This is a genomic window from Aureimonas jatrophae (genome assembly GCF_900104035.1).
GTDB lineage: Bacteria > Pseudomonadota > Alphaproteobacteria > Rhizobiales > Rhizobiaceae > Aureimonas > Aureimonas jatrophae.
Genome location: NZ_FNIT01000008.1, coordinates 177,998 through 204,081 on the forward strand (window position 1 = coordinate 177,998; position 26,084 = coordinate 204,081).

The window sequence follows — 26,084 nt, forward strand, 5'->3', positions numbered from 1 at the left end:
CGTCAGTCGGTCTGGTCCTCGAGCGCCTCCATGTCGGCGTCCGACAGGCCGAAATGGTGGCCGATCTCGTGGATCAGCACATGGGCGACCAGCGTGCCGAGGCTCTCCTCGTGCTCGGCCCAGTAGTCGAGGATCGGGCGGCGATAAAGAAGGATCCGGTTCGGAAACTCTCCGGTCTGCGGCGTGTCCAGCGCCCCGATTGGGCGCCCCTCGAAGAGTCCCAGAATGTCGAAGGGCGACTCGAGGCTCATCTCCTCCACCACGTCGTCGGTGGGGAAGTCGGCGACGTGGAAGCGGATCTCGCCCGACAGCGCGCGGAACTCGGCCGGTAGCTGGGCATAGGCTTCCAGTGCCAGCGCCTCGATCTCCTCGAGGCTCGGCGCGAGCCTCCGGCTCCAGCCGTTGCGCTGATCCAACTGGCCCATGGCGGTTTCCTTCCGGTCGCGTCGGACCATCTTCTGCCTCGCCGGACCACGGGCGGGCAAGGGCCGCCGTCGACCCATGCCGACCCGCGTCTCCGGCGCCGCACGACAGAGAACCGGGCACGACGCGCATGAGCTCACGCTTCCCCAGATATGATCGTAACCGGACCCGGCCGACGCAGGCGGGCGATATCGCGCTGGGCCTTGTTTCCGCAGGCGGAATTGCCCTGGCCAGCTTTCTGGCGGGACGTCGTCGCCGCGGTTCGGACGGCGACGAGGAAGCAGCCTTTGGCGTTCAGCCGGCGCGGGCGCCCGGTATCGGCGAGGAGCCGCCATCCAAGGATCGGCCCGGTGACGATCGCGTGAGCACGGCCGGTCGCGGGCGGGACGCGAGGAGCCCGACCGAGGTTCCGGCCGCCGGCTGGCTCGATATTTTGTGGCGTACCTACGAAGAATTTTCCCGCGACCGACTGATGCTCGTGGCGGCCGGCGTGACGTTCTACGTCCTCCTCGCCTTGTTCCCCGCGATCACCGCGCTGGTCTCGATCTATGGCCTGTTCACCTCGCGCGCCGACATCGCGGAACAGGTCAACTCCCTGTCGGCCTTTCTGCCAGGCGGTGCCACGGCGATCATCGGCGAGCAGATGACGCGCTTGTCCAGCCAGCCCGACCAGAAACTCGGCTTCGGCCTCCTGCTCGGCCTGGGCATCGCGCTCTGGAGCGCGAACGCCGGCATGAAGACGCTCTTCGACGCGATGAACATCGTCTACGAAGAGGAGGAGAAGCGGTCGTTCGTTCGCCTGACTCTGGTCACGCTCGGCTACACGATCGGCACGCTCATCGTCCTGATCCTGCTCCTGGCGGCGGTGGTCGTCCTGCCGGTGATCCTGAAGTTCCTGCATCTCGGCTCGATCGAGAGCTGGCTTCTCTGGCTGCGCTGGCCCGTGCTTCTCCTGCTGGTCGCGCTTGCGCTGTCGGTGGTCTACCGCAACGGTCCCAGCCGCCGGGCGGCCCGCTGGCGCTGGATCTCGCCGGGCGCGGCGGTTGCGGCCCTCCTCTGGGTCGCCTTCTCGCTTCTCTTCTCGTGGTACGTCCAGAACTTCGGCTCCTACGACGAGACCTACGGGTCGCTGGGCGCCGCGATCGGCTTCATGACCTGGATCTGGATATCGACCATCGTCGTCCTCTTGGGAGCCGAGCTCAATGCCGAGCTGGAGCACCAGACGGCCCGCGACACGACGCATCCGCCCGGTCGGCCGATGGGCGCGCGCGGCGCCCGGATGGCCGACACGCTCGGCAAGGCTCGCGGATGACGCGTCAGCCGTTGATCGGCACGAGGCGGAGGGAACCCTCGCGCTCGCGGGCGGCGAACCAGTCCCGCTCGGCGGCCCAAGGGTGGCCCGGCCAGCCGGCGAAACCGAAGCCGTAGATGCGGATGCGCGTCTCTGTCCCGCGCAGTTGCCGGTGGATATGGAAGGCCACGAGGAATCCCGTCGAGGGGTTCGGTTCCTCTGCGCCATGCTCGGCGCGCAGGCAGTGCCGCGCCTGGCGGTGCAACGCGTGGGGCAGGAGCCGGACCGGACGGCCGAGCGCACGAAGCGTCCGCATGGCGGGCCGGGTCCAGTCACGGCCATCCGCCGAAGCCGCGTGCGCGCGGCCCGCGTCCGGCGGGAAGGGAAGAAGAAAGGATCCGGCCCCGGTCAGAAGCGGGCGCTGCGTGAATGCTCGGTCCTCCAACCATTCGCGCATCTGACCGCCCCGATTGACGAGCGCGAGATGGGTCGTGCGCCGTCCGGCGGGACCGCCGAAGCCGGCCGCGTTGTTGAAGCGCACCACCCAGTCGGCGGCGTCGATCGCCCCGGCATGGTCGTCCGCTCCGGGCGCGTTTCCCACGATGGCGACCTCGGCAGGGGGCGGATTCAGACGTCGTGGGAAGTCGATCTCGGCGAACATCGCGTCCGTGTTCGAAAGGGCGGCGGGCGCGCTTAGATCGGGCGGCGGTCCGATCCGCCAAGCGGTCCGGATCAACTTGTCCCCAGAACACTGCGCAGGTGGCCTGCGACCTTTTCGGATCCGAAGGGAGCCAACCCGTTGCCGGTACGTTGGGCTGGCTCAACCGCGATGGAGACGTCCCGCATGGCCAAGGCCAAGACGCTTGCCGAATTCCAGGTGAAGATCGCCGACGACGGCGAGACCGCCACCCTCCACATCTCCGACAGCGAGGGCGGAACGCTGGAGCTGCAGGCCACGCGCGAGCAGCTCGACGTCATCGCCGACGAGATCGACCGCATGCTGGAAGCGACCGAGGAAGCCGACGAGGCCTGACGGCCCGCCCCAGCACGACCCTTGCCGCCGGCCTGTGCCGGCGGCTCCAAAAGACTCCTAGGAACGCTGCCCCATGACACTCCGAATCCTGATGGTCGGCAGCGAGACGCGTGACGAGCGCGAGGCGCGCCGAAAGCGTTCCGGCGCGTCTTCGGCCGAGAGCTACCGCGAGACGTTGCGCGCCATGGCGCCCGAGATCGAATGCCGACTCGTCTCCTGCCTGTCGGAGGAGGCGACCCCGTCGCAGGCGGAGATGGCGGGGTTCGATGCGGTGATCTTCGCCGGCTCGCCGATCCAGATGCATGACGAAGACGAGGATACGCGTTCAGCCGCGCGCTTCGCGCTAGAGGTCTTCGACGCGGGACTGCCGTCGTTCGGATCCTGTGCCGGACTCCAGATCGCAGCCGTAGCCGCGGGAGGACGGGTGCGTCCGCGCAAGCCGCGCATGGAGGCCGCCTTCGTACGCCATATAGCGCCGACCGACGCGGGACGCGGACATCCGCTACTGGCGGGCCGACCTTTGTCCTGGGACGCGCCGGCCATGCATTCCAGCGAGGTCGTGCGCCTGCCAGACGGTGCCCGGGTCCTGGCGGGAACCGTCGACACGCCGGTCGAAGCGATCGAGATCCGCCGCGGCGACGGGGTGTTCTGGGGTGTCCAGTACCACCCCGAACTGTCGCTCGAAGAGATCGCCGCCAGCCTGCGCTCCCAAGCGGAGGACCTCGTGGAGGAGGGGCTCGCGCGCGAGCCGTCCGAGGTTTCGGACTATGCCGATCTCGTGGAAACGCTTGGCCGCGAGCCTGACCGACGCGATCTGGCCTGGCGCCTCGGCCTCGACCGCGAGGTGACCGACGCGGAGCGCCGCCGTCGCGAGATCCGCAACTTTCTTAATCACCTGGCGGGCCGCTAGGAACTGCGCCAGCGCCAGATCGTAACGGTCTTCCGGTCTGCGTCCTCCAGCGCGGCGGAGGCCGGGACCTCTCGCTCGCCCAAGCGAACGAGGCGCGGACCCGGTGCGTAGGCGCGTCCGGGATCGCCCACCAGCACCTCGCAACCCGCCCGCGCGAGCGTATCGAACCAGGGAACCAGCCGGGCGGCGAACGCGGCGTCGTAGAACACGTCGCCGGCCAGAAGAATGTCGGCGTCCACCTGGCCGCCGATCCGGTCACCGGCGTCGATCTCTAGGGCGACGGCGTTCGCCGCCGCGTTGAGCCGTGCGGCCGCTTGCGCGAACGGATCGGTGTCGCAGGCCGTCACCTCGCGCGCGCCGGCCTGCGCGGCCGCAATCGCCACCAGCCCCGAACCGGTCGCGAAGTCGAGCACCCGTCGGCCCCTCACATGGTGCGGCTCGTCCAGGATGAAGCGCGCAAGACCCAGTCCCCCAACCCAGGCGAAGGCCCAGAAGGGCGGGGGCAGGCCGGCGGTTTCGAGTTCGCGTTCGGTGCGATGCCAGAGGTCGTGCGCCTCTTCCGCCTGCCGCAGCCGGATCGAGGGAAGGCTCGGCAGGGGGGATGCGCGGGTGTTGGCCAGAACGAAGGCCTCGTGCGGCGTCCGTTCGTTGGCCGCGACCGGATCTCGTTCGGAACCGCTCAAAGCATCGTCCTGTTGCCGAAAGCCACCGGGTATAAGGAGTTCGGCATCATGCTTAAGGGCGGTCTTCTCTGGCTGATCGGCATTCCGATCCCGATCATCCTGATACTCTGGTTCCTCGGCTTCCTGTCGTAGACCCGAAAACGCAACGACCCGCCAACCGGAGGGCCGGTCGGCGGGTCGAGAGGACGGCTCGGTTCGGGGCTCAGGCGTCCTTGAGACGCTTGCTCTGGCCCTGGAGCTCGTCGATCAGCTTCGAGGCATCGGCCTTATTCATCTCCGGATTGAACGCATGATCCGTCTCCTCGCACAACGTCTGAAGGTAGGAGGCCTGTGCACCCGTCATCGGCTCGCCGCCGGTGGTCCAGGTATCAGGATCCTTCTCGGCATTGGACGGGGCCTCGACCTTGGGATTGGCGTTGGACATGGGAACACTCCATTGATTTGTTCCCTAAACGTTCCTGATCCAATGTGGTTCCCTAGTCGCCGTCGAGGCCGCCCATGCGGCACACGGTCCAGAACTCGTGCTCGGTCACCGGCTGCACCGACAGGCGCGAGTTGGTGGCGAGCATCATGGCGGCCAGCTCCGCGGTGCGCTTCACCTCTTCCAGCGTGACCGGCTTGGGCAGCGCGCGAAGGGCACGAATGTCGACGCAGGTCCAGCGCGGGTCGTCGCTGGTCGAGTCCGGATGAGCCAGCTCCGAGACCTCGACCAGCCCGACGATCTCCTTGCCCTCGTTAGAATGGTAGAAGAAGCCACGCTCGCCGAGCTGCATCGTGCTCATGAAGTTGCGGGCCTGATAGTTGCGCACGCCCGACCATTCGGTGCCGGCCTCGCCGCAGGCCAACTGGTCGGCGAACGACCATTTGAAGGGTTCGGACTTGAACAACCAGTAGGCCATCAGGCGGCGTCCGGATTGTTGACGGTCCAGTTCCATCGCCGCACCGTGACGGACTGGAAGAGGCCGGCTCGGGCGTAGGGGTCCTGCGCTGCCAGCGCCTCGACCGCCTCGCGGCTCTCCGCCTCCACCACAAGCAGACTACCGACCGGCTTCTCGGTCTCGTCGAGGAAGGGTCCGGCAAAGCGCAAGGTGGAGCCGAGCGCCTTCAGGTGGGCCAGATGTTCCGTGCGGGTCTCGGCCCTCAGGCTGCCGGCATCGGGGCGGTCCTCGCAGAGAAGGGCGAACAGCATCGGAAGACCTCGGTGGCGCGTTGATCGATGCCCGCGTCTAGAAGACCGGGAGCGGCGGTTCAATCCGCCTCTCGTCGAACTCGCGCCGCAGCGGACGCGCGAGAAGCGAGGCCACCGCCTCGCGAACCGGCATCCGGTCTTCCAGGATCGCCGCGACCGCCTCGATGATGGGGGCCTCGATGCCCCGCTCGCGCGCCAGGCGGCGGGCGATCGCGGCGGAATGGACACCCTCGGCAAGCGGCAGGGCATCCAGGGGTTCGCTCCTGCCCATGGCTAGGCCGTAGCGAAAGTTGCGCGATTGGGTGCCCGAACAGGTCAAGACGAGATCGCCCAGACCCGAGAGGCCCATCAGCGTCTCGGGACGCGCCCCGAGCGCCTCGCCGAGCCGCCGCAGTTCCACGAAACCGCGCGTCACGATGGCCGCGCCCGCCGAGGCGCCGAGCCCGAGGCCAGCCGCCGCGCCAGCCGCCAACGCCAGGACGTTCTTGAGCGCGCCACCCGCCTCGACGCCGAGCACGTCGGCATGGGCGTAGACACGGAAGCTCGGACCGGACAGCGCCTGCGCGAGCTCGTCGGCGAGGCGCTCGTCCTCGGCGGCCAACGTGACCGCGGTCGGCAACCCGCGCGCCACGTCATCGGCAAAGCTCGGACCCGACAGGACGGCGATGGGGTTGTCGGGCAGCGTGTCCCGCACCACGGCGGACGCGAAAAGGCCGGTCGCGCGTTCGATGCCCTTGGAACACAGGACGAGACGCGCAGCGGGCGCCAGGTGAGGCGCCAGCGAGGCGGCGACCTCACGCAGCGTTTGGGCGGGCGTCACCAGCAGCACCGTCGTCGCATGGCCCAGCGCTTCAGCCGGATCAACCGTTGCCGCCAGCGCTTCGGGCAGTTCGATTCCCGGCAAATAGCGGGGGTTGCGCCGCGTCCGGTTGATCTCGGCGACCATGGCGGCGTCGCGCCCCAGAAGATGCACCCGCTCGCCGTCACGCGCTCGCAGGGCCGCCAGAGCCGTGCCCCAGGCGCCAGCCCCCACCACCGCCGTCCGGCTCATGCCTTGGCTCCCCGTCGGCCCGAGCCGATGATCGGCGCGGCCGCCTCGTCGAGGGGCCAACGCGGGCGGACCGGCGCGTCGAGCGGGTCGGAGCGGCCCATCTCCAACCGCTCCAGTCCGGCATAGGCGATCATCGCGCCGTTGTCCGTGCACAGGCTCAAGGGCGGGGCGACGAGGCGCACGCCATGCCGCGCACAGAGCCGTTCCAGCGCGTTGCGGATCGCGCCGTTGGCGGCGACCCCGCCCGCCACGGCGAGCACAAGGTCGGACGCGTCGGGGAAGCGCTCGCGCAATCGCTCCAGCGCAAGATTGACGCGGTCGGCGACGCTCTCGGCCGCGGCCATCTGGAACGACGCGCAGAGATCGTCGACATCCTGGGGGGCCAGGGGCGCATGCCGCTCCGCCACCTGCCGAACCGCCGTCTTCAGGCCGGAAAACGAGAAGTCGAGGCGACGCTCGCCGCGCATCGGCCGAGGCAAGGGAAAGCGGCCGGGATCACCGGTCGCGGCCCGCCGCTCCACGGCGGGGCCACCGGGACTGCCGAGCCCGAGAAGCTTGGCGGTCTTGTCGAAGGCTTCGCCGAGCGCATCGTCGATGGTCGAGCCCCAGCGCTCGAAGCCGCCCGGTCCCGAGACGAGAAGGATCTGCGTGTGCCCGCCCGAGACGAGCAGCACGAGGTAGGGATAACGGACGCCATCGGTGAGGCGCGGCGTCAGCGCGTGGCCCTCGAGGTGGTTCACCGCCAGGAAGGGCAGGCCGCGCGAGGCGGCGATCGCCTTGCCGGCCAGCGCGCCGACGATCAGCCCGCCGACGAGCCCGGGCCCGCTGGTCGCCGCGACGGCCGAGATCCGATCCAGCGTCGTGCCTGCCTCGTGCAGGGCCGCGCCGATCACGCCCTGGATCGCGTCGGCATGGGCGCGCGCGGCGATCTCGGGTACGACGCCGCCAAAGGCCGCATGCTCCTCGATCTGGCTGAGCACGACGTTCGACAGGATCACGGCCCGCCCGTCGGCGCCGCGGCCGACCACGCTCGCCGCCGTCTCGTCGCAGCTCGTCTCGATGCCGAGAACGAGGGCGGAGAGCGATGGGGTGGGTTCGGACACGCGATAAACCTCGCACGGCATGGGAAAAAGTCGCGCTCGACATAGGACCCGGCGTGCGCGAACGCCAGCCGCCTTGCCATCCCACTCGAGTCCCCCGCTTGCCCTCCGGGACGCGATGGGCGAGTGAGGGCGCCATGACCACGACCCCCATCCGCATCGGTACGCGCGGCAGTCGCCTCGCCCTCGCGCAGGCGCACGAGGTGCGCGACCGCCTTTGCCGTTCGTCCGGCCGGCCCGAGACGGATTTCGCCGTCACCGTGATCTCGACAAGCGGAGATCGCATCCAGGACCGGCCGCTTTCGGAGGTCGGCGGCAAGGGGCTCTTCACCAAGGAGATCGAGGAAGCGCTTCTGGACGGGCGCATCGATCTGGCCGTGCACTCGGCCAAGGACATGGCGACCCGCCTGCCGGACAAGCTGACGATCGCCGCCTATCTGCCGCGCGAGGATGTGCGCGACGTGTTCGTCGGCCGCGCGGGGCCGCGCATCGTGGATCTGCCGCAAGGCGCTGTGGTCGGTTCGGCCTCCCTGCGGCGTCAGGCACTCCTGCGCCGGCTGCGACCCGATCTGACGCTGCGCATCCTGCGCGGCAACGTCCAGACGCGCCTTGCCAAGCTGGAGGCGGGCGAGGTCGACGGTACGCTGCTGGCCCTTGCAGGCTTGAAGCGCCTGGAAGCGGAAGCCGCGGCTACCGAAGTCCTGCCCCTCGATCTGTTTCCGCCGGCGCCCGGCCAGGGCGCGATCGCGGTGGAGACGCGCGCGGACGACGAGGCGACGCGTCGGCTTTTGCAGCCGATCGACGACGCCCCGACGCATCGGGCGCTTCTGGCCGAGCGCGCCTTTCTCGCCGTCCTCGATGGATCGTGCCGCACGCCGATCGCCGGCTACGCCCATCTCGAGGGGGAGGCGTTGCGCTTTCACGGCCTGATCCTGACCCCGGATGGGATGCAGGTGCACGAGACGCGCGAGACGGGCGCGGGGGCGGACGCCGAGCGCCTGGGCCGGGAGGCCGGACGGCGCCTTCGTGCGGCGGCCGGGGAGCGTTTCTTCGAGGGCTGGTAGGAGGATCGGGTGGCGCGCTTCCTGTCGCTGCGCGCGGAAGAGGATGCCTCGCGCCTTGGCGAGATCTTCGCCGCGCATGGGCAGGAGGTGGTCCTTCTCCCACTTCAGGAGATCGTCGCGCTTCCGGCCGGTCTGCCGGACGGACCCTTTGCCGCCGTGATGGCGACCAGCGCTCATGCAGCGCCCTGGCTCGGTGCGCAGCCGTCGCTTCAGGGCCTTCCGGCGCTCGCGGTCGGACCGCGTACGGCACTCGCGCTCCGGGACGCGGGCTGGAGGGACGTGAGGGTCGGCGGAGGGGACGCCCGCACGCTTCTCCCGATCGCACGCGAGATCGTGAACGAGGATCACCGCCCCATACTGTATGCCGCCGGCCGCGTTCGCCATCCTGAAACCGAAGCGGGCTTTGCCGAGATCGGCATCGCGCTGCGTACCGCCGAGGTCTACGACACGCGTCTGCGCGCGCCGGATCGCGGGGAGATCGACGGCCTGCTGCGCGTTGGGCCGATCGACGGCGTCCTCGTTCTCTCGGTCGCGCAGGCGGTCTGCCTTCCGGCTTTCGTGTCCCGCATCGGCACCGTCCGCCTCCTGTGCCTGTCGCCGCGCATACGGGACGCCCTGCCGCCCGAGCTGCGCACCGATGTTGAGACGGCACCCGCACCGACGCTGGCGGCCCTTGCCGAACTCGCGGCCTCCGGGCAAGAAGCGCGCCGGATGCCGTGATCCCGTGTTGCAGCGGGCGCGATCCACTCTAGATCATGGCGGCATGGCTTGGCGGGCGCCGGACCGCTCGAAATGTCGCGACAGGAAGGAGTTCCTCCATGGCCAATCGTCCGCGTCGCCCGAGCGGCGGCAAGCCTCAAACCGTGATCGACGGGGAAGCGGAGCGTGTGACGCCCGCGACCGTCGACGGGGGCCTGGCGGACGAGACGGTATTGGCCCAATCGGGCGAGCCACCGTCCGTGTTCGGAGGCGACGAGAGCCGGCGCGATGGCGATCCCGACGTCTTTGTCGAGCCGCCAGCCGAACGTCCCGACGACCAGCCCGCTCTGGTCGAGGTGCCGGCCACCACACCCGAGGATGCGGATCCCGTTCTTCATACGCCGGTGCCGCCTGTCGGGTCGCGTGACGATGGGTCGGATCGATCGGCGGTGCCAGGGCGCGCGGAAGCCGAGTTCGCGCGCGAGGAGGGGCTCGTTCCCGAGGCGGTTCTGGCCGGCGGCGGCACGATGGCCGACGCGGCGGCACCGACCCCATCCGCGTCCGAAGCGCTTCATCCGGACACCGTCGCGGAGCCGACCCCACGCCGGGACCTCGGCGAGTTCGAGGACGACGAGATCGTATCCGACGCGTCGCGGGAGGCCGAGCCGCCGCCGGCCGCGCCCTATGTCGCCCCGCACGAGAGCGAGACGCGCGGACCCTCGTTCGGGTCCTTGCTCGGCGCGGGTCTTCTGGGGGCGCTGATCGTCGGAGCCAGCGGTGCAGCCCTTCTGTCGACCGGTGTCGTCACGCTGCCGGACCGCAACGCCCAGGCCATCAATCCGCAACAGTTCGCAGCCGCCGGCGAACTCCAGCAAGCGCGCGGCGACCTGCAGACCCTGCGCGAGACCGTCGAGCAGCTCCAGTCCGCGCAGGCTGCCGGCGGTGCGGGCAGCGGCGTGGCGCCGGCCGACTTCACCGCCCTGACCGATCGCGTGACGGCGGCGGAACGTGCCATCCAGAGCGGGGGCACGTCGTCGAGCGACGCATCGAACGCCGCGCAGGGCGCCTCGCAGGCGGCCGGCGCAGCCCAGTCGACGGCGGATCAGGCGCGCGAGGCCGCCAATGCGGCGCAGGCCGCAGCCGATGCGGCCCGCAACACGGCCGGCGAGGCGCAGGGCACGGCCCAGGCCGCCACACAGACCGCACAGGGCGCCGTGGACACGGCTCGTTCCGCGAGCGAGGCGGCCAATGCGGCGCAGCAGGCCGTGGAGGCCGTGCGCGGCGAGGTTCAGTCCTTCGGCGAGCGGCTCGCCGCGATCGAGGACGGCAACCGGCGCGCCGCGATCGCGCTGTCGGCTGCCGGACTGAAGGCTGCGATCGACCGCGGCCAGCCCTTCATGGGTGAGCTGGAGCGCTTCGCTTCGAGCGGTGGGGAAGGCGAGGGGCAGACCGTCGACGCGCTCCGTCAGTATGCGGCGGCCGGCGTTCCGACGCCCGCTGCTCTCGCCTCGCAATGGAGCGACGCGGAAACGGCGATCTTGGACGCGGTGCGTCCTCCGGTGTCGGCAAGCGACGTCGGCGATCAGGTCCTGTCGGGACTGCGCTCGCTCGTCACGGTCCGTCCGGCGGGATCGAGCGTGTCGCCGAGCGATCCGGGCCCCGGGGCCACCGTCGCTCGCATGGACGCGGCCCTTTCGTCGGGCGACTTCGCAGGCTGGCTGACCCAGTGGGAAACGCTGCCCGAGGCTGCCAAGACCGCCTCCAGCGACTTCGCCGCCAAGGTCCGTGCACGGGTCGAGACCGACCGCCTGATCGACCAGACCATCAACAGCGCCATCGGCGCCCCCGCGTCGCAGGGCTGACATGCTGCGTATTCTCGCCTTCTTCCTGGTCGTTCTCGCCGCGGGTCTGGGTTTTGCCTGGCTCGCCGATCATCCCGGTTCCATTCAGCTCGTCTGGCAAGGCCAGGAGGTCGGGACGACGTTCACGGTCTTCGTGATCCTGGAGCTCCTGCTGGTCGCCGCCGCGGTCTTCCTGTTCTGGCTGGTGCGCGGTTTCTTCAAGGCGCCGGACCGCGTCGCGCGCTTCTTCGGCGACCGTCGCCGCGAGAAGGGCTATCGCGCGCTGTCGGCCGGCATGATCGCGGCCGGAGCCGGCGACGCGTTGACGGCTCGTCGCTACACCGACCGTGCCAAGAAGCTGCTGCCGGGCCGAGCCGATCCGATGCTTCGCTTCCTGGACGCACAGACGGCCCTGGTGGAGGGGGATCACGCCCGAGCCCGCTCAATCTTCGAAACGCTGGAGGGCGATCCGGAGACCCGGCTGGTCGGCCTGCGCGGCCTGTACCTCGAAGCCGAGCGCCTCGGCGATCAGAATGCCGCGCGGCATTATGCGGAACGCGCCGTGCGCATCGCGCCGCACGTCTCCTGGGCAGGGGGCGCCGTGCTCGACCTCAAGGCGACACAGGGCGACTATGACGGCGCGCTCGGCATCCTGGAGGCGCAACGCGACTCCCGCCTCGTCGACAAGACCGAGAGCCGCCGTATGCGCGCCGTGCTTCTCACCGCCAAGGCTGCGAGCCTGGCGGACGCCGACCCCACCGGCTCCAAGGCCGCCGCGGTGGAGGCGCAGAAGCTCGCACCCGATCTGGTTCCGGCTGCGACCGTCGCCGCCCGAGCGCTCATCCGTCTCGGCGACGCCCGCAAGGCGTCCCGAATTCTGGAAACATCCTGGAAGGCGGGGCCGCATCCCGAGGTCGCGGCCCTGTACATCCATGCGCGCCCGGGCGACGGGGTGACGGAGCGCCTGAAGCGCGCCCAGAGCCTCGCTGCGCTCCACCCGGGACATGTCGAATCGCATTTGGCGGTCGCCCATGCCGCGCTCGACGCGCGCGACTTCGCCTTGGCTCGCCGCGAGGCGCTGGCCGCGGCCGAGAAGGGGCCGCGCGAGTCCATCTTCCTGCTCCTGGCCGATATCGAGGAGGCCGACACGGGCAATGAGGCGCTGGTTCGGCAATGGATGGGACGAGCGCTCACGGCGCCCAAGGACCCGACCTGGATGGCCGACGGCGCGACCAGCTCGCAGTGGTTGCCGGTCTCGCCTGCCACCGGACGCCTCGACGCCTTTCGCTGGGGCACGCCGGCCCCTACCGAGCAGGGTCAGCGCACCGTGAACGGCGACGATCCGATGCGACGCGTGACGGACTATTATCCGCGCAACGCGCAAAGCCTTGCACCCGTCGGGGAACCGGCGTCGTCCGCGTCCGTTGACGCGACCGAGCGCCGTGATCAGCCAAGCCTCACCTGAGCCCGGCCGCGCTCGCGACGGACGCGACAGGTTGGGTTCGCACCGTCCGCCCGTCCCGCGTCGGTTCGCGCCGGCTCGTTCTCCAAGCGCTGCCGTGAAGGCGTATTCGATCCATGTTCGACTCGCTCAAGGATTTCCTGCGAACGCTCTCGGGTGAGGACGGGGCGCATCATCGCTCCGACGACCCGCAGGTAGCCGCGGCGGCGCTTCTGTTTCATGTGGCCGAAGCCGATGGAACGGCGAGCGCCACGGAGCGCGAGGCGCTTCGAACGCTTCTTCGCCGCGAATACGGATTGGATGCCGACGCGGCACGCGCCGTGGTGTCGGCCGGGCAGGCGGCCGATGCCGACTCGGTCGATCTCTTTCAGTTCACCCACGTCCTGATGCGTCATCTCTCGGCGGAGCAGCGCGTCCGCTTCGTCGAACTCCTGTGGGAGATGGTGTTCGTCGACGGCGAGGTGCACGAGCTGGAGGACAATCTCGTGTGGCGCATCTCCGAACTTCTCGGAGTCTCCTCGCGCGATCGCATGCTGACGAAGCGCGAGGCCGCCGGTCGCTATCGAGACGAGACGGCGGACCCGGAGACGGCGGGTGCCTGACCAACTCGATGCTCCGCCGCCGATCGCCGCGAGCCTGAACGCCATTCCGCGCTTCACGTTGATCGACGCCGGGGAGACGCGGCCGATCCTCGTCGTCCTTCACCAGGAAACATCGACGCCGGGGCGCGTCGGCCAGATCCTCGAGGCGGCCGGCGTTCCGCTCGACATCCGGCGGCCGGTTCTCGGCGAGAAGCTGCCGACGACGCTGGAGCGCCATCGCGGTGCGATCGTCTTCGGCGGACCGCCGAGCGCCAACGACCAGGAGCTGCACCTGCGACAGGAGATCGACTGGCTCGACGTTCCCTTGCGCGAGGACAGGCCTCTGCTCGGCATCTGCCTCGGCGCGCAGATGCTGGTGAAGCACCTGGGCGGCACGGTGGGACCACACCCCGACGGTTGGGTCGAGGTCGGCTACTATCCGCTGCGCTCGACGCCGACCGGCCGCGCGCTTCTGCAGGACTGGCCGCCCATGGTCTACCAGTGGCACCGCGAGGGCTTCGACCTGCCACGCGGCATCGAACTCCTGGCGGAAGGGGACGAGCGCTTCCCCAACCAGGCCATCCGTGCCGCCCCCAACGCCTATGGTGTCCAGTTCCATGCGGAACTGACGCTCGCCATGATGCATCGCTGGACGACACACGGTCATGCGCGGCTCTCCCTGCCAGGCGCGCAGGGCCGTTCGGCGCATTTCTCGGGGCGTGCCGTCCACGACGCGCCGGTCAAGCGCTGGCTGACGGACTTTCTCGGCCTGATCTTCGGGCGACGGGTCGACGAAACCGGGGCGGCGTCGCGCTAGGCTGTCGCGCTGCACGACGCCGCGTGGTTTGCGAAAGGCTGATGCGCTAAGGGACGCGTAGATTCTTTCGCAGCTGCGAGACTCCGGCATGAGCAATCCCGATTTCCTCGTGATCGGCAGCGGGCCTTCGGGCCGACGCGCCGCGATCCAGGCCGCCAAGCTCGGCCGTTCCGTCCTGGTGATCGAGGACAGGCGGCGCGTCGGAGGCGTATCGGTCCATACCGGTACGATCCCCTCCAAGACCATGCGCGAGACGGTTCTCAACCTGTCGGGTTGGCGCGAGCGCGGCTTCTACGGTCGCTCGTATCGGGTGAAGCAGGACATCACGGCGAGCGATATCCAGGACCGGATGACCAAGACCCTGGCTCACGAGGTCGACGTCCTCGAGCATCAGTTCGCCCGCAACGGCGTGCGCACGATGCAGGGCGAGGCGCGCTTCGTCTCGTCGGAGGAGATCGCGGTTCGCCTGCCGGATGGCGACGAGCGCTGCTTCCGGCCGGGTGCGGCGCTGATCGCGGTGGGAACCCAGCCCTTCCGACCGGACTACGTCCCGTTCAACGGGACCAGCGTCTTCGACTCCGACGAAATCCTCGCGATTCCGAAGTTGCCACGCTCGCTGACGGTGATCGGGGCCGGCGTGATCGGCGTCGAGTACGCCACGATCTTCTCGGCGCTCGAGGTGCAGGTCACGCTGATCGAGCCGCGCGAGACGTTCCTCGACTTCATCGACAAGGAACTGATCGACGAGTTCACGCACGAACTGCGCGACCGCAACGTCGCTCTTCGACTCGGCTCGAAGGTGGAGCGCGTGGAGTTCGACGGTGCCGGCCGACCCGTCTGTCGCCTGTCGTCGGGCCGGGACGTGGCGAGCGAGATCCTGCTGTTCGCGGCCGGTCGCATGGGCGCGACCGACCGTCTCGATCTGCCCGCCGCCGGCCTGTCGAGCGACCATCGCGGTCGCATCACGGTGGATCCGAAGACGCTTCAGACCGCGGTTCCGCGGATCTATGCGAGCGGCGACGTGATCGGCTTCCCGTCGCTCGCCTCGACCTCCATGGAGCAGGGGCGGATCGCCGCGTGCCATGCGTTCGGAGCGCCGCTGCCGCCGGCGCCCGAGTATTTCCCGTACGGCATCTATTCCGTGCCGGAGATGTCGACCGTGGGCATGAGCGAGGAGGAGGTGCGTCGGCGTGCCATCCCCTACGAGGTGGGCATCGCGCGCTTCCGCGAAACCTCGCGCGGCCATATCATGGGCCTCGAGACCGGCATGATGAAGATGATCTTCTCGAAGAAGACGCGGCGTCTGCTCGGCGTGCATATCCTGGGGGAGGGCGCGACCGAACTCGTTCACATCGGCCAGGCCGTCCTGAACCTCAAGGGTACGATCGACTACTTCCTGGACAACACGTTCAACTATCCGACGCTCGCCGAGGCCTACAAGATCGCGAGCCTCGACGCCTGGAACCGGGCCTTCGCTCCGGCCGCCGCGGCGGCGGTCCCGGTCGCGCCGGTCGCCTGAGGCGACCGGTCAGTCGCGAGCGGCCAAGCTGCGCGCCTGGCGCAGCTGCGGAAAGGCCGCCGACCAGACACCGGCGATCGCAACCGTCGCGATCCCTCCGATCACTACGGCCGGGACCGCGCCGATCAGCGCGGCCATGATGCCGGCCCGGAACTCGCCAAGCTCGTTGGATGCGCCCACAAAGACCTGATTCACCGCATTGACCCGGCCGCGCACGTCGTCGGGCGTCCAAAGCTGAAGCAGGATCTCGCGGATATAGACCGAGATCATGTCGGCCGCCCCCATCAGAACCAGGGCGAGGATCGAAAGCCAAGGCGTCGTCGACAGGCCGAAGACGACCGTAAAGACACCGAACAGGGCTACGAACACGAACATGACGATGCCCGCCCGGTCCTTGATCGGATGGGTGGCCAGGAACACGGCGACCACGAGCGCGCCGATGCCGGGCGCGGCCCGCAACAGGCCGAGGCCCCATGGGCCGACGTCGAGAACGTCGTGCGCGAAGACCGGCATCAAGGCGACCGCGCCCCCGAGCAGCACCGCGAAGAGATCGAGCGAAATCGCGCCGAGCACGACCTTCTCGCGCCAGATGTAGCGAAAGCCCGCCACCACCGTGTCGAGGCTGGCCGGCTCTTCGGAGCGCCGCTGCGCAGCGACGCGGATCGACAGGATCAGGACCGCGGCACCGGCGAACATCGCGACCGCGACACCATAGGCCAGATGCGAGGACACCCCGTACAGGAGGCCGCCGGCCACCGGACCGACGATCGAGGCGATCTGCCAGGACGAGGAGTTCCAGGCGATCGCGTTGGCGAGTTCGTCGCGCGACACGAGGTTGACCACCAGCGACGAGGCCGCCGGCCCGAAGAAGGCGCGCGCTACACCGAACACCACCAGGATCACGAAGACCGGCACCGGCGAGACGAGCTCGAGATAGGTAAGCGCCAAAAGCGAAGCGGCACCGGCCGTCTCGACCAGGATCGAGAGGCCCATGATCCAGCGACGCGAGTAACGGTCCGCGGCCGCGCCTGTCACGAGCACCAGAAGCAGCGCTGGCAGGAACTGGCACAGGCCGACCAGCCCGAGATCGAGCGGGTTTCGCGTCAGGGCGTAGATCTGCCAGCCGACCGAGACCGACACGATCTGGACCGCGAAGGAGGCGAGAAGACGCGCCAGCCAGTAGCGAAGGAAGCGGTTGTTGCGGAAGGCGGCGTACTTGTCCTCGCTCGGGGCGGGCGGGGACTGGGTGGCCTCGGTGGATGTCGTCACAAGCGTCGGCATTTCCGGCGGACGAACCGCCTCACGAACCGCAGGAAAGGCGCTGGTCTGCCGAGGCGCGACGAGCCGGCGGATCGATCCACCTACCGGTAAGGTACCCGGATGGTTTCTGTATCAGTCTCGCCGCGTCACGCAAGCCGCTTCCCACGGTCGCGTTCCGGCAGCCCGCACCGACAAGCGCATTGGGGTGCGGCTAGCAGATGGAAGATAGGTAAAGGGTCGATGGTGCCCGGGGACGGAGTCGAACCGCCGACACTGCGATTTTCAGTCGCATGCTCTACCAACTGAGCTACCCGGGCGCCTCTGCGAGAAGGGCGTCTGACGCCGCCTCTTTGCGAGGAGTTCGGGCCTTATAGGGAAGGCGTTTCGAGCTGTCCACCCCCATTCTGACAAGCGACGGTCGCCTCCGTGACCGGCGCCGAAGGCAGTGGCAGACACAGGCCGGGATGGGCGAGCAACGTCTGCAGGCCGGCACCGTCGAGCGGCTTGGCGAAGAGGTATCCTTGCGCGAACTCAGCACCTAGGCGAGCAATCTCGTCAGCTTGCGTGCAGGTCTCGATGCCCTCCACGACCACGGTCAGATCGAAGCGATGGGCGAGGGCGCAGATCGTCTCGATGATCGCACGCGACGTGTCGTCGGTCGCCACAAGCTGCGCGAAGGAGCGATCGATCTTGACCTTCGTGAAGGGATAGCGCGCGAGATAGCCGATCGACGCGTAGCCGGTTCCGAAGTCGTCGAGCGCCAGCTTCACGCCGAGGGCCCGCAGGCGACGCATGGCGGCAAGCGTTTCGTCGGCATCGTCGATCAGGAGCGACTCGGTCACCTCCAGCTCGAGGCGCGCGGGGTCGAGGCCGCTATCGGCCAGCGCGATCTCCACGCTGCGGACGAGATCGTCGGGGTCGCGGAACTGGATCGCCGAGACGTTCACCGCGACGTCCGCATCGAACGGCCAAGCGGCCGCATCGAGGCACGCCTGACGGATCGCCCAGGCGCCCATGGGAACGATGAGCCCCATCTGCTCGGCCAACGGAATGAATTCGGCCGGAGAAACGAAGCCCTTCCCCTCGACCGGCCAGCGCATCAACGCCTCGCAGGCGACCACGCGGCCCGAGGCGAGCTCCACGATCGGCTGGTAGTGGAGTGCGAAGCGTCGGTCGCGCCAAGCTAGGCGCAGGTTCTCCTCGAGCGTGCGCCGCGAATGGACGCCTTCCGCCATCTCGCGCGTGAAGAGGACCGCGGCGTTGCGACCAGCGCTCTTGGCCGCGTAGAGCGCCATGTCCGAGGCGCTCATCATCTCCGCCGCGACGGTTCCATGAACCGGCCAACTCGCCACGCCGACGCTGATCGTCACGTGCAGGATGCGACCGTCGATCTCGAAGGGCAGACGGAAGTCGTCGAGAAGACGGCGCGCGGCCACGAGGGCGGCGCCTGCGTCCTCGATCAGGAGAATCAGGAACTCGTCGCCCCCGAAGCGGGCGATGGTGCCCTCGTTTCCCACGAGCCGCCGCAGCCGTTCCGCGACGCGCAGGAGAAGTTCGTCGCCGACGCCGTGTCCCAGCGTGTCGTTGACGGTCTTGAAGTTGTCGATGTCGAGCGACAGGAGGCTGAAGGGCTGTCCGTCCGCGTCGCGGCAGGCTTCCACCAGCGCCTGGTTGAAGCTGAAGCGGTTGCGCAGACCCGTCAGACTGTCGGTATTGGCCATGCGCTCGATCGTGGCCGCCACGCGCTTGCGGGTCGTGATGTTCTCCGTGGTGAGAACGACGCCGCCCTCCGGCGTCGGCTCGAGCGAGAGCGAAAGGACATCGCCCGTCCGGGTCTCGATCTCGCCCGCCTGCGGGCGCTGGGTGGTCAGCGCCTCGGTTCCGAGCACGCCGATGCGTTCGGCGGTGGCCGGCGCCAGCATCCCGTTCTGGACGGTTGTTTCCAGAAAGATGTTGAAGGCGCACGGGAGCCGATCGGGATCACCCAGGCCATAGAGCGCCTGATGACGCGTGTTGCAGACCTCGAGCCGGCCCGCATCGTCGAACATCGCGAGGCCCTGAACCATGGCGTTGAGCGCCGAGTCGAGCTTGCTCGCCTCGCGCTTGGCCAGGAGCGACAGCTCGTTCGCCTCGCGGTGCGCTGTGGCGAGCGCGACGAGGTTGCGGTTGATCGAGAACGTGATCACCACGTTCGTGAGGCCGTAGAAGACGATGAAGGCCCCGATGCCGGCATAGTAGGGATGGCCGGCCGCGACGAGCCCCGCCGCCATCGGCCCCGCGAGGCAGGCGATCTGCAGGATCACGAAGACGGGACGCGCCGCATTGCGCGCGACGAAGCCGGAGGCAAACGCGATGCCCGCGACGATCGTCAGGATATGGGCGGGAACGCTATCGGTTCCCGCAAGGGCGAGATAGCAGTTGATGCCGACCAGCACCGCGAAGATCGTGGTTCCCGCCAGGAACTCGCGGTCCCAGGCCTGCGTCCGCGCCAACGTGTCGAGATCGTGCGCCTGGCGGGTGTAGCGCAGCACGGTCACCATGCGGGCGCCGAAGGTCAGCGCCGTGAGAGCCGTGAGCCACAGGAAGACGTCGACGCCGGTGACATGCCAGCAGAACCATGGAACGAAGACGCCGATCAGGTTCGAGATCGCGATCGACGCCGGCGACGAAAAGAGCGAGCCGACGAGATGGCGGTAGGCGTCGAGGTCCCGCGTCTGTCCCCGCTTCGGCGGCCGCCCGGTACGGACGGCCTGGGCCGGGCGAACCGTCGGGGCGGAGGCACCGATGAATCTCATGGCCGATTCTTTCGATCGAAGCCGCCCGGATGTCTCCCACCAGATGCCGGGCGGCCTCTCTTTTGTGTCTGCTCCAGCGCAGACGATCGCAGACGACTCCTAGCGTCGGGTTAACCGAATCAAGAAGTTGGCCCCGATCCCGCGTGTCGCTGCCTCAGGCCGCAGCGGCGTCGCGGCTGCGACGCGACAGCATGCGGTTCTGCGCGTTGGCGATACGCTGCAGCTTGGCGACCTCGACGGCGTTCAAGCTCATGATGTGATCGACCCAAAGCGCGGCCGCGTCGGTCAGTTCGCCCCGCAGGTCGCCGAACCGCCGGTTGAACGCCTCGAACAGCATGATCCGCGCGCGATGGCTGGTGGCGGCCTTCTCGGCGTAGCGCCGGACCCAGTCCTCGCCAGCGCCTGCCGGCACCACGGCGTCGAGAACGCCCTTGGCCAGGAACTCCTCGGGCGCATAGACGTCGCCCGAGGTGAGAATGCGCTCGGCCTCGATCGCGCCCGCGCGGCGGATCAGAACCGGGACGGCCGAGATCGGGAAGTGGTTGTAGTGGACTTCGGGATAGCTGAAGCTTGCCCGATCCTCGGCCACCATGACGTTGCAGGCGCGGGCGGGATCGATGCCGCCGCCCAGCGCGCGGGCGTGGATCGTGCTGAGCGTGATGACCTGCCCGCGCAAACCGTTGGTGTTGAGTTCGATCACCTGTGTGGCCAGGCGCGCATAGCGCTCCAGACCGCCTCGATCGCCGGATGCCAGACACGCTAGGTAGTAGTCGAGGTCGCCGCCGAGCGAGAAGACCTCGCCCCGGGAGCGATAGGCGAGGAAGCGGACGGGCTCGCTCGGCTTGCCCGCGTTGTAGGCCATCACCGCGTCCTGCACCGCGGCCACGCTGGCAATGCATTCCATCGTGAAGACGGGCTTGGGTTCGGGGGCGAGGTCGATCCAAAGCAGCGACTGGGCAGGCTCGAAGGCGAGATTGACCTGCGGCAGGTCACCGGCGATGGCGCGGATCGCGTCGGCGACGCCGATAGGGGGAAGAACGGTGGTCGGGAGATCGACAACCGGTCGTTGCAGCGTGTCGCTCATGGCGGTTCTCTGTGCCGGAGGGGAGGGGCAGGAGAAACGTTAAAGCTTTCTTAAGCTTCGGGTATACCAAGCTTAACAAATGGTTAACGAAAAAGGACGTCATTCGCAGGTTGGACGCGTGCAACGCGACCTGCGACGCCGTGACCGCTGGCGGGATGTGTGCCTTGATTCCGCTGGAATTTTGCCCCATTCGCGCTACCCCAGGTTATGGAATTGGAGTCTGGCACGAAGGAAAAATGAGAAACAAATCGTGATCAAATGACGCTGCGGCAGGTAACGGTCGCCGAACGGTCAGTCCCCGGTTTTCCCCGTCGAAGGATCGAAGGCGAGCCATAGAAATGCGCAAGGCGCGAGTTCGACGCCGTCCACCAGCGTGAGCTGTCGTCCCGTGACGAGGTCGCGCCCCGATCCGGGCATGGACTGGAAGCGCGCACCATCGACGCGCGCGACTAGGTCGCCAAAGTTGGCGAGAAACAGAGCCGACGTCTCGGGATCGGGACGCAACAGTCCCGCCACCGCATCGACCCCCGTCTGAAACCCGTGGATCCGATTGCCTGCGAACGCACGTGTCGAGCGGCGGATACGGATCAGATCCAGAAGCCGCCGGTAGATCGCACCGCTCGGCGTGTCGGCGCCATGCCGGCCGGCGTCGAACCGTTCGACCCGGATCGGGCGGTGCAGCCAGCGGCTGTCACCGGCCTCGCCGGGACGGGTGATGTAGCTCGGGTCGTTCCGCTGCCCGACCTCGTCGCCCAGGTACAGAAGCGGGATGCCGGCCGCCGCGAGCGCCATCGCGTGCAGAAGCACGACGCGGTCGACACCCAGCGGATCGCCTGCGGCGACGCCTGCCAGCGAGGCGGTCGTGCCGGCGATGCGGCAGTCGCCGGTACGCGGGTTCTCCTGGAACGGCTCGCCCCGGGCGAAGGAGCCGGGAAAGCGGCCCACGTAGAATTGGTTCAGGAACCGGCGGTGCGTGCCGGGATCGATGTTCAGTTCGCGCGCTTCCGCGTCGTCGAAGGTCCAGCCGATGTCGTCGTGCGAGCGCACGTAGTTCACGAACGCGCAGCCTTCCGGCAACTGCTGGCGCCGATCGAGCGCGAGCTGCAGGAGACGGGCGTCGCGCGTGGCGAGCGCTTCCCATCCCAGCGCCATGAGAAGCGGATTGTAGGAGATCGGGCATTCCGCCACGTCGATATAGGACACGACTTCGTCGGGGTGGACGATCGCCTCGGACTTGAAGACCAGCGCGGGCGCCGCGATGCGGCAGAGCGCGTTGAAGGCGCGGATCAGGCGGTGCGCCTCGGGAAGGCTCTCGCAGGACGTGCCGAGCTGCTTCCAGATGAACGCGACCGCGTCCATGCGCAGGATCTCGATGCCCTGGTTGGCGAGAAACAGCATCTCGCCCGCCATGGCACGGAAGACCGCGGGGTTGGCGTAGTTCAGGTCCCACTGGAAGTGGTAGAAGGTGGCCCAGATCCACCGTCCGTCCGGCAGGGGAACGAAGGAGCCGGGGTGGTCGTCCGGGAAGATCTCGCGCGTGGTCTGCTCGAAGAGATCGGGAATGCGGCGGTCCGGATAGATACGATAATAGTCCTCGAACTCGCGCTCGCCCGCCAAGGCACGGCGCGCCCATTCGTGTTCGTTGGACGTGTGGTTGAAGATGAAGTCGACCACCGGCGAGATGCCGTTCGCGCGCAACGCGCCGCACAAGTCCCGCAGGTCCGTCATCGTGCCGAGACGCGGGTCCACCTCGCGATAGGACGACACGGCATAGCCCCCGTCGGAGTTGCCGTCGGGGCAACGAAACAGCGGCATCAGATGAAGGTAGGTGAGGCCGAGCTCGCAAAGAGCCGGAATACGCTCGCGCATCGCCTGCAGGGTTCCTGCATAGCGATCCACGTAGCACACGCCCCCCACCATCCGGTTGGACAGGAACCAGGCCGGCTCGCCCTCGCGACGCTTGTCGAGGTGGCGAAGATCGTCGGGACGCGCCGCGGAGGCGCGTGCCGCCAGCACGACGACGGCCTCGAGCTCGCGCTCGTGCTCGGGATGATCGGCATAGACGGCGCCGAACTCGCGAGCGAGCTGCGGCAGGTGTTCCTCGAGGCGACGGTCGAACGATGCATCGGGAACGAGGCCGGCGTGCCGGATCGCGGTGCGCAGGCGCTCCAGTCTCGCGTTCTCGCCGCTCATGCCTGCGCTCCCCCCTCGCGTCGCATCGACCGGGCCCATCGATAGCACGCTCGTGGCATGAACGGTCGCCAAGCCTTACGCGTGCGCCGCCTCCCGCTTGGCCTCCTCCTGCCGCAGGGCGCTGGGCACGATGCCGGCGGCGGCGAGGGCGGCCGCCAGACCGAGCGCCACGGGAATCGGATGATCCGGCACGAGACCGAAGATGCTGGCCAGCATCGCCACGCCGAGCGACTGGCCGACAAGGCGGGCGGTGGACTGGATGCCGCTGGCACCGCCCGCGCGCTCGCGCGGCGCACTCGTGATCAGCAGACGGTTGTTGGGCGCCTGGAAGGTTCCAAAACCGAAGCCCGCCAAGGCCAGACGCCACACGAGGTCGGCATCGCTGGGAGAGGACGGCATGAACGTCAGCGAGACGAGCCCGGCGCAGAACAGGAACAACCCGCCGGCCGCCAGCCGACCCGGCGCCAGTCGATCCGCGAGGCGCCCCGAGATGAAGGCCGCGATCGCCGTGGAGATGGGCCAAGGGGTGAGCAGGAGGCCGGTTTCGGACGCGCTGCGGCCGAGCGTGTCGTGAAACAGGAAGGGCAGCGACACGAAGGCGATGGCCTGGGCGGCGAAGGAGCCGACCGAGCAGACCGCCGACAGGGCGAAGACCGGCCGGCGCAGAAGATCGACCGGCAGCATCGGAACGGGAAGGCGCAGCTGCGAGCGGACGAACACGATGCCCACGATCACGCCGGCGGCGATCAGCAACGCGGCGCGGCCGGCGCCATCGGCATGGCCGATATCGTTGATGCCCGAGATCAGGAGGCCGAAGGTCGCGGCGCTGAGGACGGCGCTGCGCATGTCGAAGCGCGCGCCCGAGCGGGGCGTCTGGGGCAGCGTGCGCCAGCCGACGAACAGGGCCAGCGCACCGATCGGCACGTTGACGAGGAACAGCGCCTGCCAAGGCGCGACCGCCAGGATCAGGCCGGCGACGGTCGGCCCCGCTGCCGCCGAAACGCCGACCACGACCGCGACGTTGCCGACCGCGCGTCCCAGCTGGTTCTGCGGAAAGACGAAGCGCACGAGCGCGATGTTGATGCTCATGATGCCCGCCGCGCCCAGGCCCTGAATCGCCCGGGCCGCGATCAGGAACGGCAGTTCGCCGGCCAGCGCGCAAAGACCCGAGCCCAGCGTGAACAGGGCCAGACCCCCGAGATAAACGCGCTTGTAGCCGAGGATTTCGCCAAGCGAGGCCAGCGGCAGCAACGCCATGGTGATGGCGAGCTGATAGCCGTTGACGACCCAGACCGCATCCGCCGGCCGAATGCCGAACTGGGTGGTGATAGGCGGCAAGGCGATGTTGGCGATCGCGCCGTCGAGAACCGCGGTGAACAGCGCAAGCGCGATCGTCGCGAAGGCAAGGGAGCGGGCCGGCTGGGGCAGCCCGTCATGGGTCGCTGAGGACATGGGTCTTCGGACTTTTGCCGGAAGGGGAGGATCAGCAGGTTCGGCCGGCCGGGGCGGCCGGAGCCGACCACCCGTCGAGCCCTTGCATATAGGGGCGGGGCCCGGCGCGAACAGCGATGCGACCTCCACCGACAGCGACCGTCATGGGATGGCCGGAATGTCGCACTCTTAACGTGTAAGGAACGCAATCGGTGGCATTCAGGACTGGTCTTAACGGGGACCAGAGTTATGCGTTTCACCATCAAGGCTCGATTGATCGGCGGTTTCGCGGCCGTGATCGCCCTGACCGGACTGGTTGGCTATACCGGCGTTCTCGAACTTCAGGCCTCCCAGGTTCGCCTTGAGACGTTCATCGAACGTCCCTTCCAGCAGGCCAAGCTGCTGGGTGAGATCCGGTCCGACGTGATGAATGCGGGGCGACTGACGAACCGCGCTCTTCTGACCCGTGATCCCGCACGCGCCGCCGAGCTGCGCCGCGAAGCCGAGGCCAGCATGGAGGCGAGCGTCCGCAAGCTCGAGACCTATCGCAGCCGCACCAAGCTTGCTCTGGATCGCGTCGAGACGTTGGGAACCAGCATGGTTTCATATCGCGATGCCACTCGCCGCGCGGCCGATACGCATACGAGCGGCGCCACCGACGCAGCGCTCGCGGTTCTCGAAAAGGACGCGTCGCCGCATATGGCGAACGTGATCAAGGACATCGAGGCCTTGGTGACCCTGCAGGACGGCGTGGCCCAATCGACCGTGGTCGAGGCGAAGGCGGGCTACGATCGCGCAATGACGCTGCTCGTGGCGATCATCGGTGGAGCGATCGCGCTGGGCGCGGCGACGGCGGCGTGGATCGCGATCTCGATCGGTCGAGGTCTCGGGCGCTCCGTGTCGCTGGTGCGCGAGATCGGCGAGGGCGACCTGTCGGGCGCGGACGCACGCGCCGAGGCCAACGAGATCGGAGATCTGCTGCGGGCCATGAACGCGATGCGCGCGCATCTGCGCATGATCGTCGGCGATGTGAACGCCTCGTCCTCCCAGGTCGCAGCCGGCTCCATGCAGTCGGCCGCGACCGCCGAACAGCTGTCGTCGGGGTCGAGCGAACAAGCGTCCGCCTCGGAGGAGGCCTCTGCGGCCGTCGAGCAGATGACGGCGAACGTTCGCCAGAACGCGGACAACGCGCAGCAGACCGAGGCGGTGGCGGCCAAGGCGCGGGTGAGCGCGGAGGCGACCGGCACGGCGGTGCAGTCCTCGGTGGAGGCCATGCGCACGATCGCCCAGAAGATCTCGGTGATCCAGGAGATCGCCCGCCAGACCGACCTTCTGGCCTTGAACGCGGCGATCGAGGCGGCGCGCGCGGGCTCGCACGGCAAGGGCTTTGCGGTGGTGGCGAGCGAGGTGCGAAAGCTGGCCGAGCGCAGCCAGGGGGCGGCGGCCGAGATCGGGCTCCTGTCGGCCGAGACGCTGCGCGCGTCCGAGCTGGCGGGCGAGCGCCTCGAGCAACTTGTGCCCGACATCCGGCGCACGGCGGAGCTGGTGTCGGAGATCACGGCGGCGTGCCGCGAGCAGTCGGTGGGCATCGAGCAGATCAACCAGGCCATCGTCCAGCTCGACCAGGTCACGCAGGCCAACGCCGGCGCCGCCAGCGA

At 68.7% G+C, this 26,084-nt stretch carries 24 protein-coding genes and 1 tRNA gene; 11 read left to right on the top strand and 14 right to left on the bottom strand.

What is annotated here, in order from left to right; translation table 11 throughout:
- Positions 1-2: 2 nt before the first annotated feature.
- The gene (locus BLQ76_RS16875) at positions 3-425 is read right to left on the bottom strand and encodes a metallopeptidase family protein (RefSeq protein ID WP_090675679.1); all 423 of its coding nucleotides are present in this window, start codon (positions 423-425) and stop codon (positions 3-5) included.
- Positions 426-553: 128 nt separating this feature from the next.
- Here BLQ76_RS16875 and BLQ76_RS16880 point away from each other — a divergent pair, with 128 nt between their 5' ends.
- Positions 554-1,735 carry a YihY/virulence factor BrkB family protein gene (locus tag BLQ76_RS16880; protein WP_090675682.1) on the top strand — a complete coding sequence of 394 codons (1,182 nt, stop codon included), beginning with the start codon at positions 554-556 and terminating at the stop codon, positions 1,733-1,735.
- Positions 1,736-1,739: 4 nt separating this feature from the next.
- Here the strand turns inward: BLQ76_RS16880 and BLQ76_RS16885 are convergent, their stop codons facing one another.
- The gene (locus BLQ76_RS16885; RefSeq protein ID WP_090675683.1) at positions 1,740-2,375 is read right to left on the bottom strand and encodes a glycosyltransferase family 29 protein; all 636 of its coding nucleotides are present in this window, start codon (positions 2,373-2,375) and stop codon (positions 1,740-1,742) included.
- A gap of 183 nt (positions 2,376-2,558) precedes the next feature.
- On the opposite strand from BLQ76_RS16885, the gene BLQ76_RS16890 reads away from it, so the two are divergent.
- Both BLQ76_RS16890 and BLQ76_RS16895 read left to right on the top strand, forming a co-directional pair.
- A complete protein-coding gene (locus tag BLQ76_RS16890; RefSeq protein WP_090675685.1) occupies positions 2,559-2,747 on the top strand; it encodes a hypothetical protein in 189 nt (62 codons plus the stop codon).
- Positions 2,748-2,820: 73 nt separating this feature from the next.
- Positions 2,821-3,657 (top strand): type 1 glutamine amidotransferase, encoded by an 837-nt coding sequence (locus BLQ76_RS16895; protein WP_210184186.1) that lies wholly within the window; start codon positions 2,821-2,823, stop codon positions 3,655-3,657.
- Here the strand turns inward: BLQ76_RS16895 and BLQ76_RS16900 are convergent.
- The 6 genes from BLQ76_RS16900 to tsaD form a co-directional block, all read right to left on the bottom strand.
- Positions 3,654-4,340, bottom strand: a complete 687-nt coding sequence (locus tag BLQ76_RS16900) for a class I SAM-dependent methyltransferase (protein ID WP_090675687.1) — start codon at positions 4,338-4,340, stop codon at positions 3,654-3,656. The two genes, BLQ76_RS16895 and BLQ76_RS16900, sit on opposite strands and share 4 nt — an antisense overlap.
- Positions 4,341-4,542: 202 nt before the next feature.
- Positions 4,543-4,764: a DUF3072 domain-containing protein gene (locus BLQ76_RS16905; protein ID WP_090675690.1), complete on the bottom strand. Its 222-nt coding sequence runs from the start codon at positions 4,762-4,764 to the stop codon at positions 4,543-4,545.
- Positions 4,765-4,816: 52 nt separating this feature from the next.
- Positions 4,817-5,239, bottom strand: a complete 423-nt coding sequence (locus BLQ76_RS16910; protein ID WP_090675693.1) for an EVE domain-containing protein — start codon at positions 5,237-5,239, stop codon at positions 4,817-4,819.
- A complete protein-coding gene (locus tag BLQ76_RS16915; protein ID WP_090675696.1) occupies positions 5,239-5,529 on the bottom strand; it encodes a YciI-like protein in 291 nt (96 codons plus the stop codon). Before BLQ76_RS16915 ends, BLQ76_RS16910 begins: the two co-directional genes overlap by 1 nt.
- 37 nt (positions 5,530-5,566) lie before the next feature.
- Positions 5,567-6,580, bottom strand: coding sequence for an NAD(P)H-dependent glycerol-3-phosphate dehydrogenase (locus tag BLQ76_RS16920; protein ID WP_090675699.1), 1,014 nt, complete (start codon positions 6,578-6,580; stop codon positions 5,567-5,569).
- Positions 6,577-7,683, bottom strand: a complete 1,107-nt coding sequence (gene tsaD / locus BLQ76_RS16925; RefSeq protein WP_244519689.1) for a tRNA (adenosine(37)-N6)-threonylcarbamoyltransferase complex transferase subunit TsaD — start codon at positions 7,681-7,683, stop codon at positions 6,577-6,579. The genes BLQ76_RS16920 and tsaD overlap by 4 nt, the downstream gene beginning before the upstream one ends.
- A 134-nt stretch (positions 7,684-7,817) precedes the next feature.
- On the opposite strand from tsaD, the gene hemC reads away from it, so the two are divergent.
- The 7 genes from hemC (at position 7,818) to sthA (ending at position 15,663) form a co-directional block, all read left to right on the top strand.
- Positions 7,818-8,744 carry a hydroxymethylbilane synthase gene (gene hemC / locus BLQ76_RS16930; RefSeq protein ID WP_090675704.1) on the top strand — a complete coding sequence of 309 codons (927 nt, stop codon included), beginning with the start codon at positions 7,818-7,820 and terminating at the stop codon, positions 8,742-8,744.
- Positions 8,745-8,753: 9 nt separating this feature from the next.
- Entirely contained in the window at positions 8,754-9,464 is a 711-nt protein-coding gene (locus tag BLQ76_RS16935; RefSeq protein WP_090675706.1) for a uroporphyrinogen-III synthase, read from the top strand.
- Between the two features lie 98 nt (positions 9,465-9,562).
- Complete coding sequence (locus BLQ76_RS16940; protein ID WP_090675708.1) at positions 9,563-11,305, top strand: COG4223 family protein; 1,743 nt, start codon at positions 9,563-9,565, stop codon at positions 11,303-11,305.
- Between the two features lies 1 nt (position 11,306).
- A complete protein-coding gene (locus tag BLQ76_RS16945) occupies positions 11,307-12,749 on the top strand; it encodes a heme biosynthesis protein HemY (RefSeq protein WP_090675710.1) in 1,443 nt (480 codons plus the stop codon).
- 113 nt (positions 12,750-12,862) lie between these two features.
- Complete coding sequence (locus BLQ76_RS16950; RefSeq protein ID WP_090675713.1) at positions 12,863-13,348, top strand: tellurite resistance TerB family protein; 486 nt, start codon at positions 12,863-12,865, stop codon at positions 13,346-13,348.
- A gap of 43 nt (positions 13,349-13,391) precedes the next feature.
- Positions 13,392-14,144, top strand: a complete 753-nt coding sequence (locus tag BLQ76_RS16955) for a glutamine amidotransferase (protein ID WP_210184187.1) — start codon at positions 13,392-13,394, stop codon at positions 14,142-14,144.
- An 88-nt stretch (positions 14,145-14,232) separates the two neighbouring features.
- The gene (gene sthA / locus BLQ76_RS16960; protein WP_090675717.1) at positions 14,233-15,663 is read left to right on the top strand and encodes a Si-specific NAD(P)(+) transhydrogenase; all 1,431 of its coding nucleotides are present in this window, start codon (positions 14,233-14,235) and stop codon (positions 15,661-15,663) included.
- Between the two features lie 9 nt (positions 15,664-15,672).
- On the opposite strand, the gene BLQ76_RS16965 is transcribed toward sthA, so the two are convergent.
- The 6 genes from BLQ76_RS16965 to BLQ76_RS16990 all read right to left on the bottom strand — a co-directional run bounded on the left by BLQ76_RS16965 (position 15,673) and on the right by BLQ76_RS16990 (position 24,447).
- The gene (locus BLQ76_RS16965; protein WP_090675719.1) at positions 15,673-16,944 is read right to left on the bottom strand and encodes an MFS transporter; all 1,272 of its coding nucleotides are present in this window, start codon (positions 16,942-16,944) and stop codon (positions 15,673-15,675) included.
- Between the two features lie 220 nt (positions 16,945-17,164).
- Positions 17,165-17,240: transfer RNA gene (locus BLQ76_RS16970), tRNA-Phe, on the bottom strand.
- Positions 17,241-17,291: 51 nt separating this feature from the next.
- A complete protein-coding gene (locus BLQ76_RS16975) occupies positions 17,292-19,718 on the bottom strand; it encodes a putative bifunctional diguanylate cyclase/phosphodiesterase (protein ID WP_090675722.1) in 2,427 nt (808 codons plus the stop codon).
- A gap of 154 nt (positions 19,719-19,872) precedes the next feature.
- Entirely contained in the window at positions 19,873-20,802 is a 930-nt protein-coding gene (locus tag BLQ76_RS16980) for an enoyl-CoA hydratase-related protein (protein ID WP_090675723.1), read from the bottom strand.
- A 291-nt stretch (positions 20,803-21,093) separates the two neighbouring features.
- On the bottom strand, positions 21,094-22,995 hold the full coding sequence (locus tag BLQ76_RS16985) for an alpha-amylase family protein (protein ID WP_090675726.1): 1,902 nt from the start codon (positions 22,993-22,995) through the stop codon (positions 21,094-21,096).
- A 75-nt stretch (positions 22,996-23,070) separates the two neighbouring features.
- Positions 23,071-24,447 (bottom strand): MFS transporter, encoded by a 1,377-nt coding sequence (locus BLQ76_RS16990; RefSeq protein ID WP_090675728.1) that lies wholly within the window; start codon positions 24,445-24,447, stop codon positions 23,071-23,073.
- A 228-nt stretch (positions 24,448-24,675) separates the two neighbouring features.
- Between BLQ76_RS16990 and BLQ76_RS16995 the strand changes: the two genes are divergently transcribed.
- Positions 24,676-26,084 (top strand): methyl-accepting chemotaxis protein (locus BLQ76_RS16995; RefSeq protein ID WP_139184038.1); only part of this gene is annotated, 1,409 nt, incomplete at its 3' end.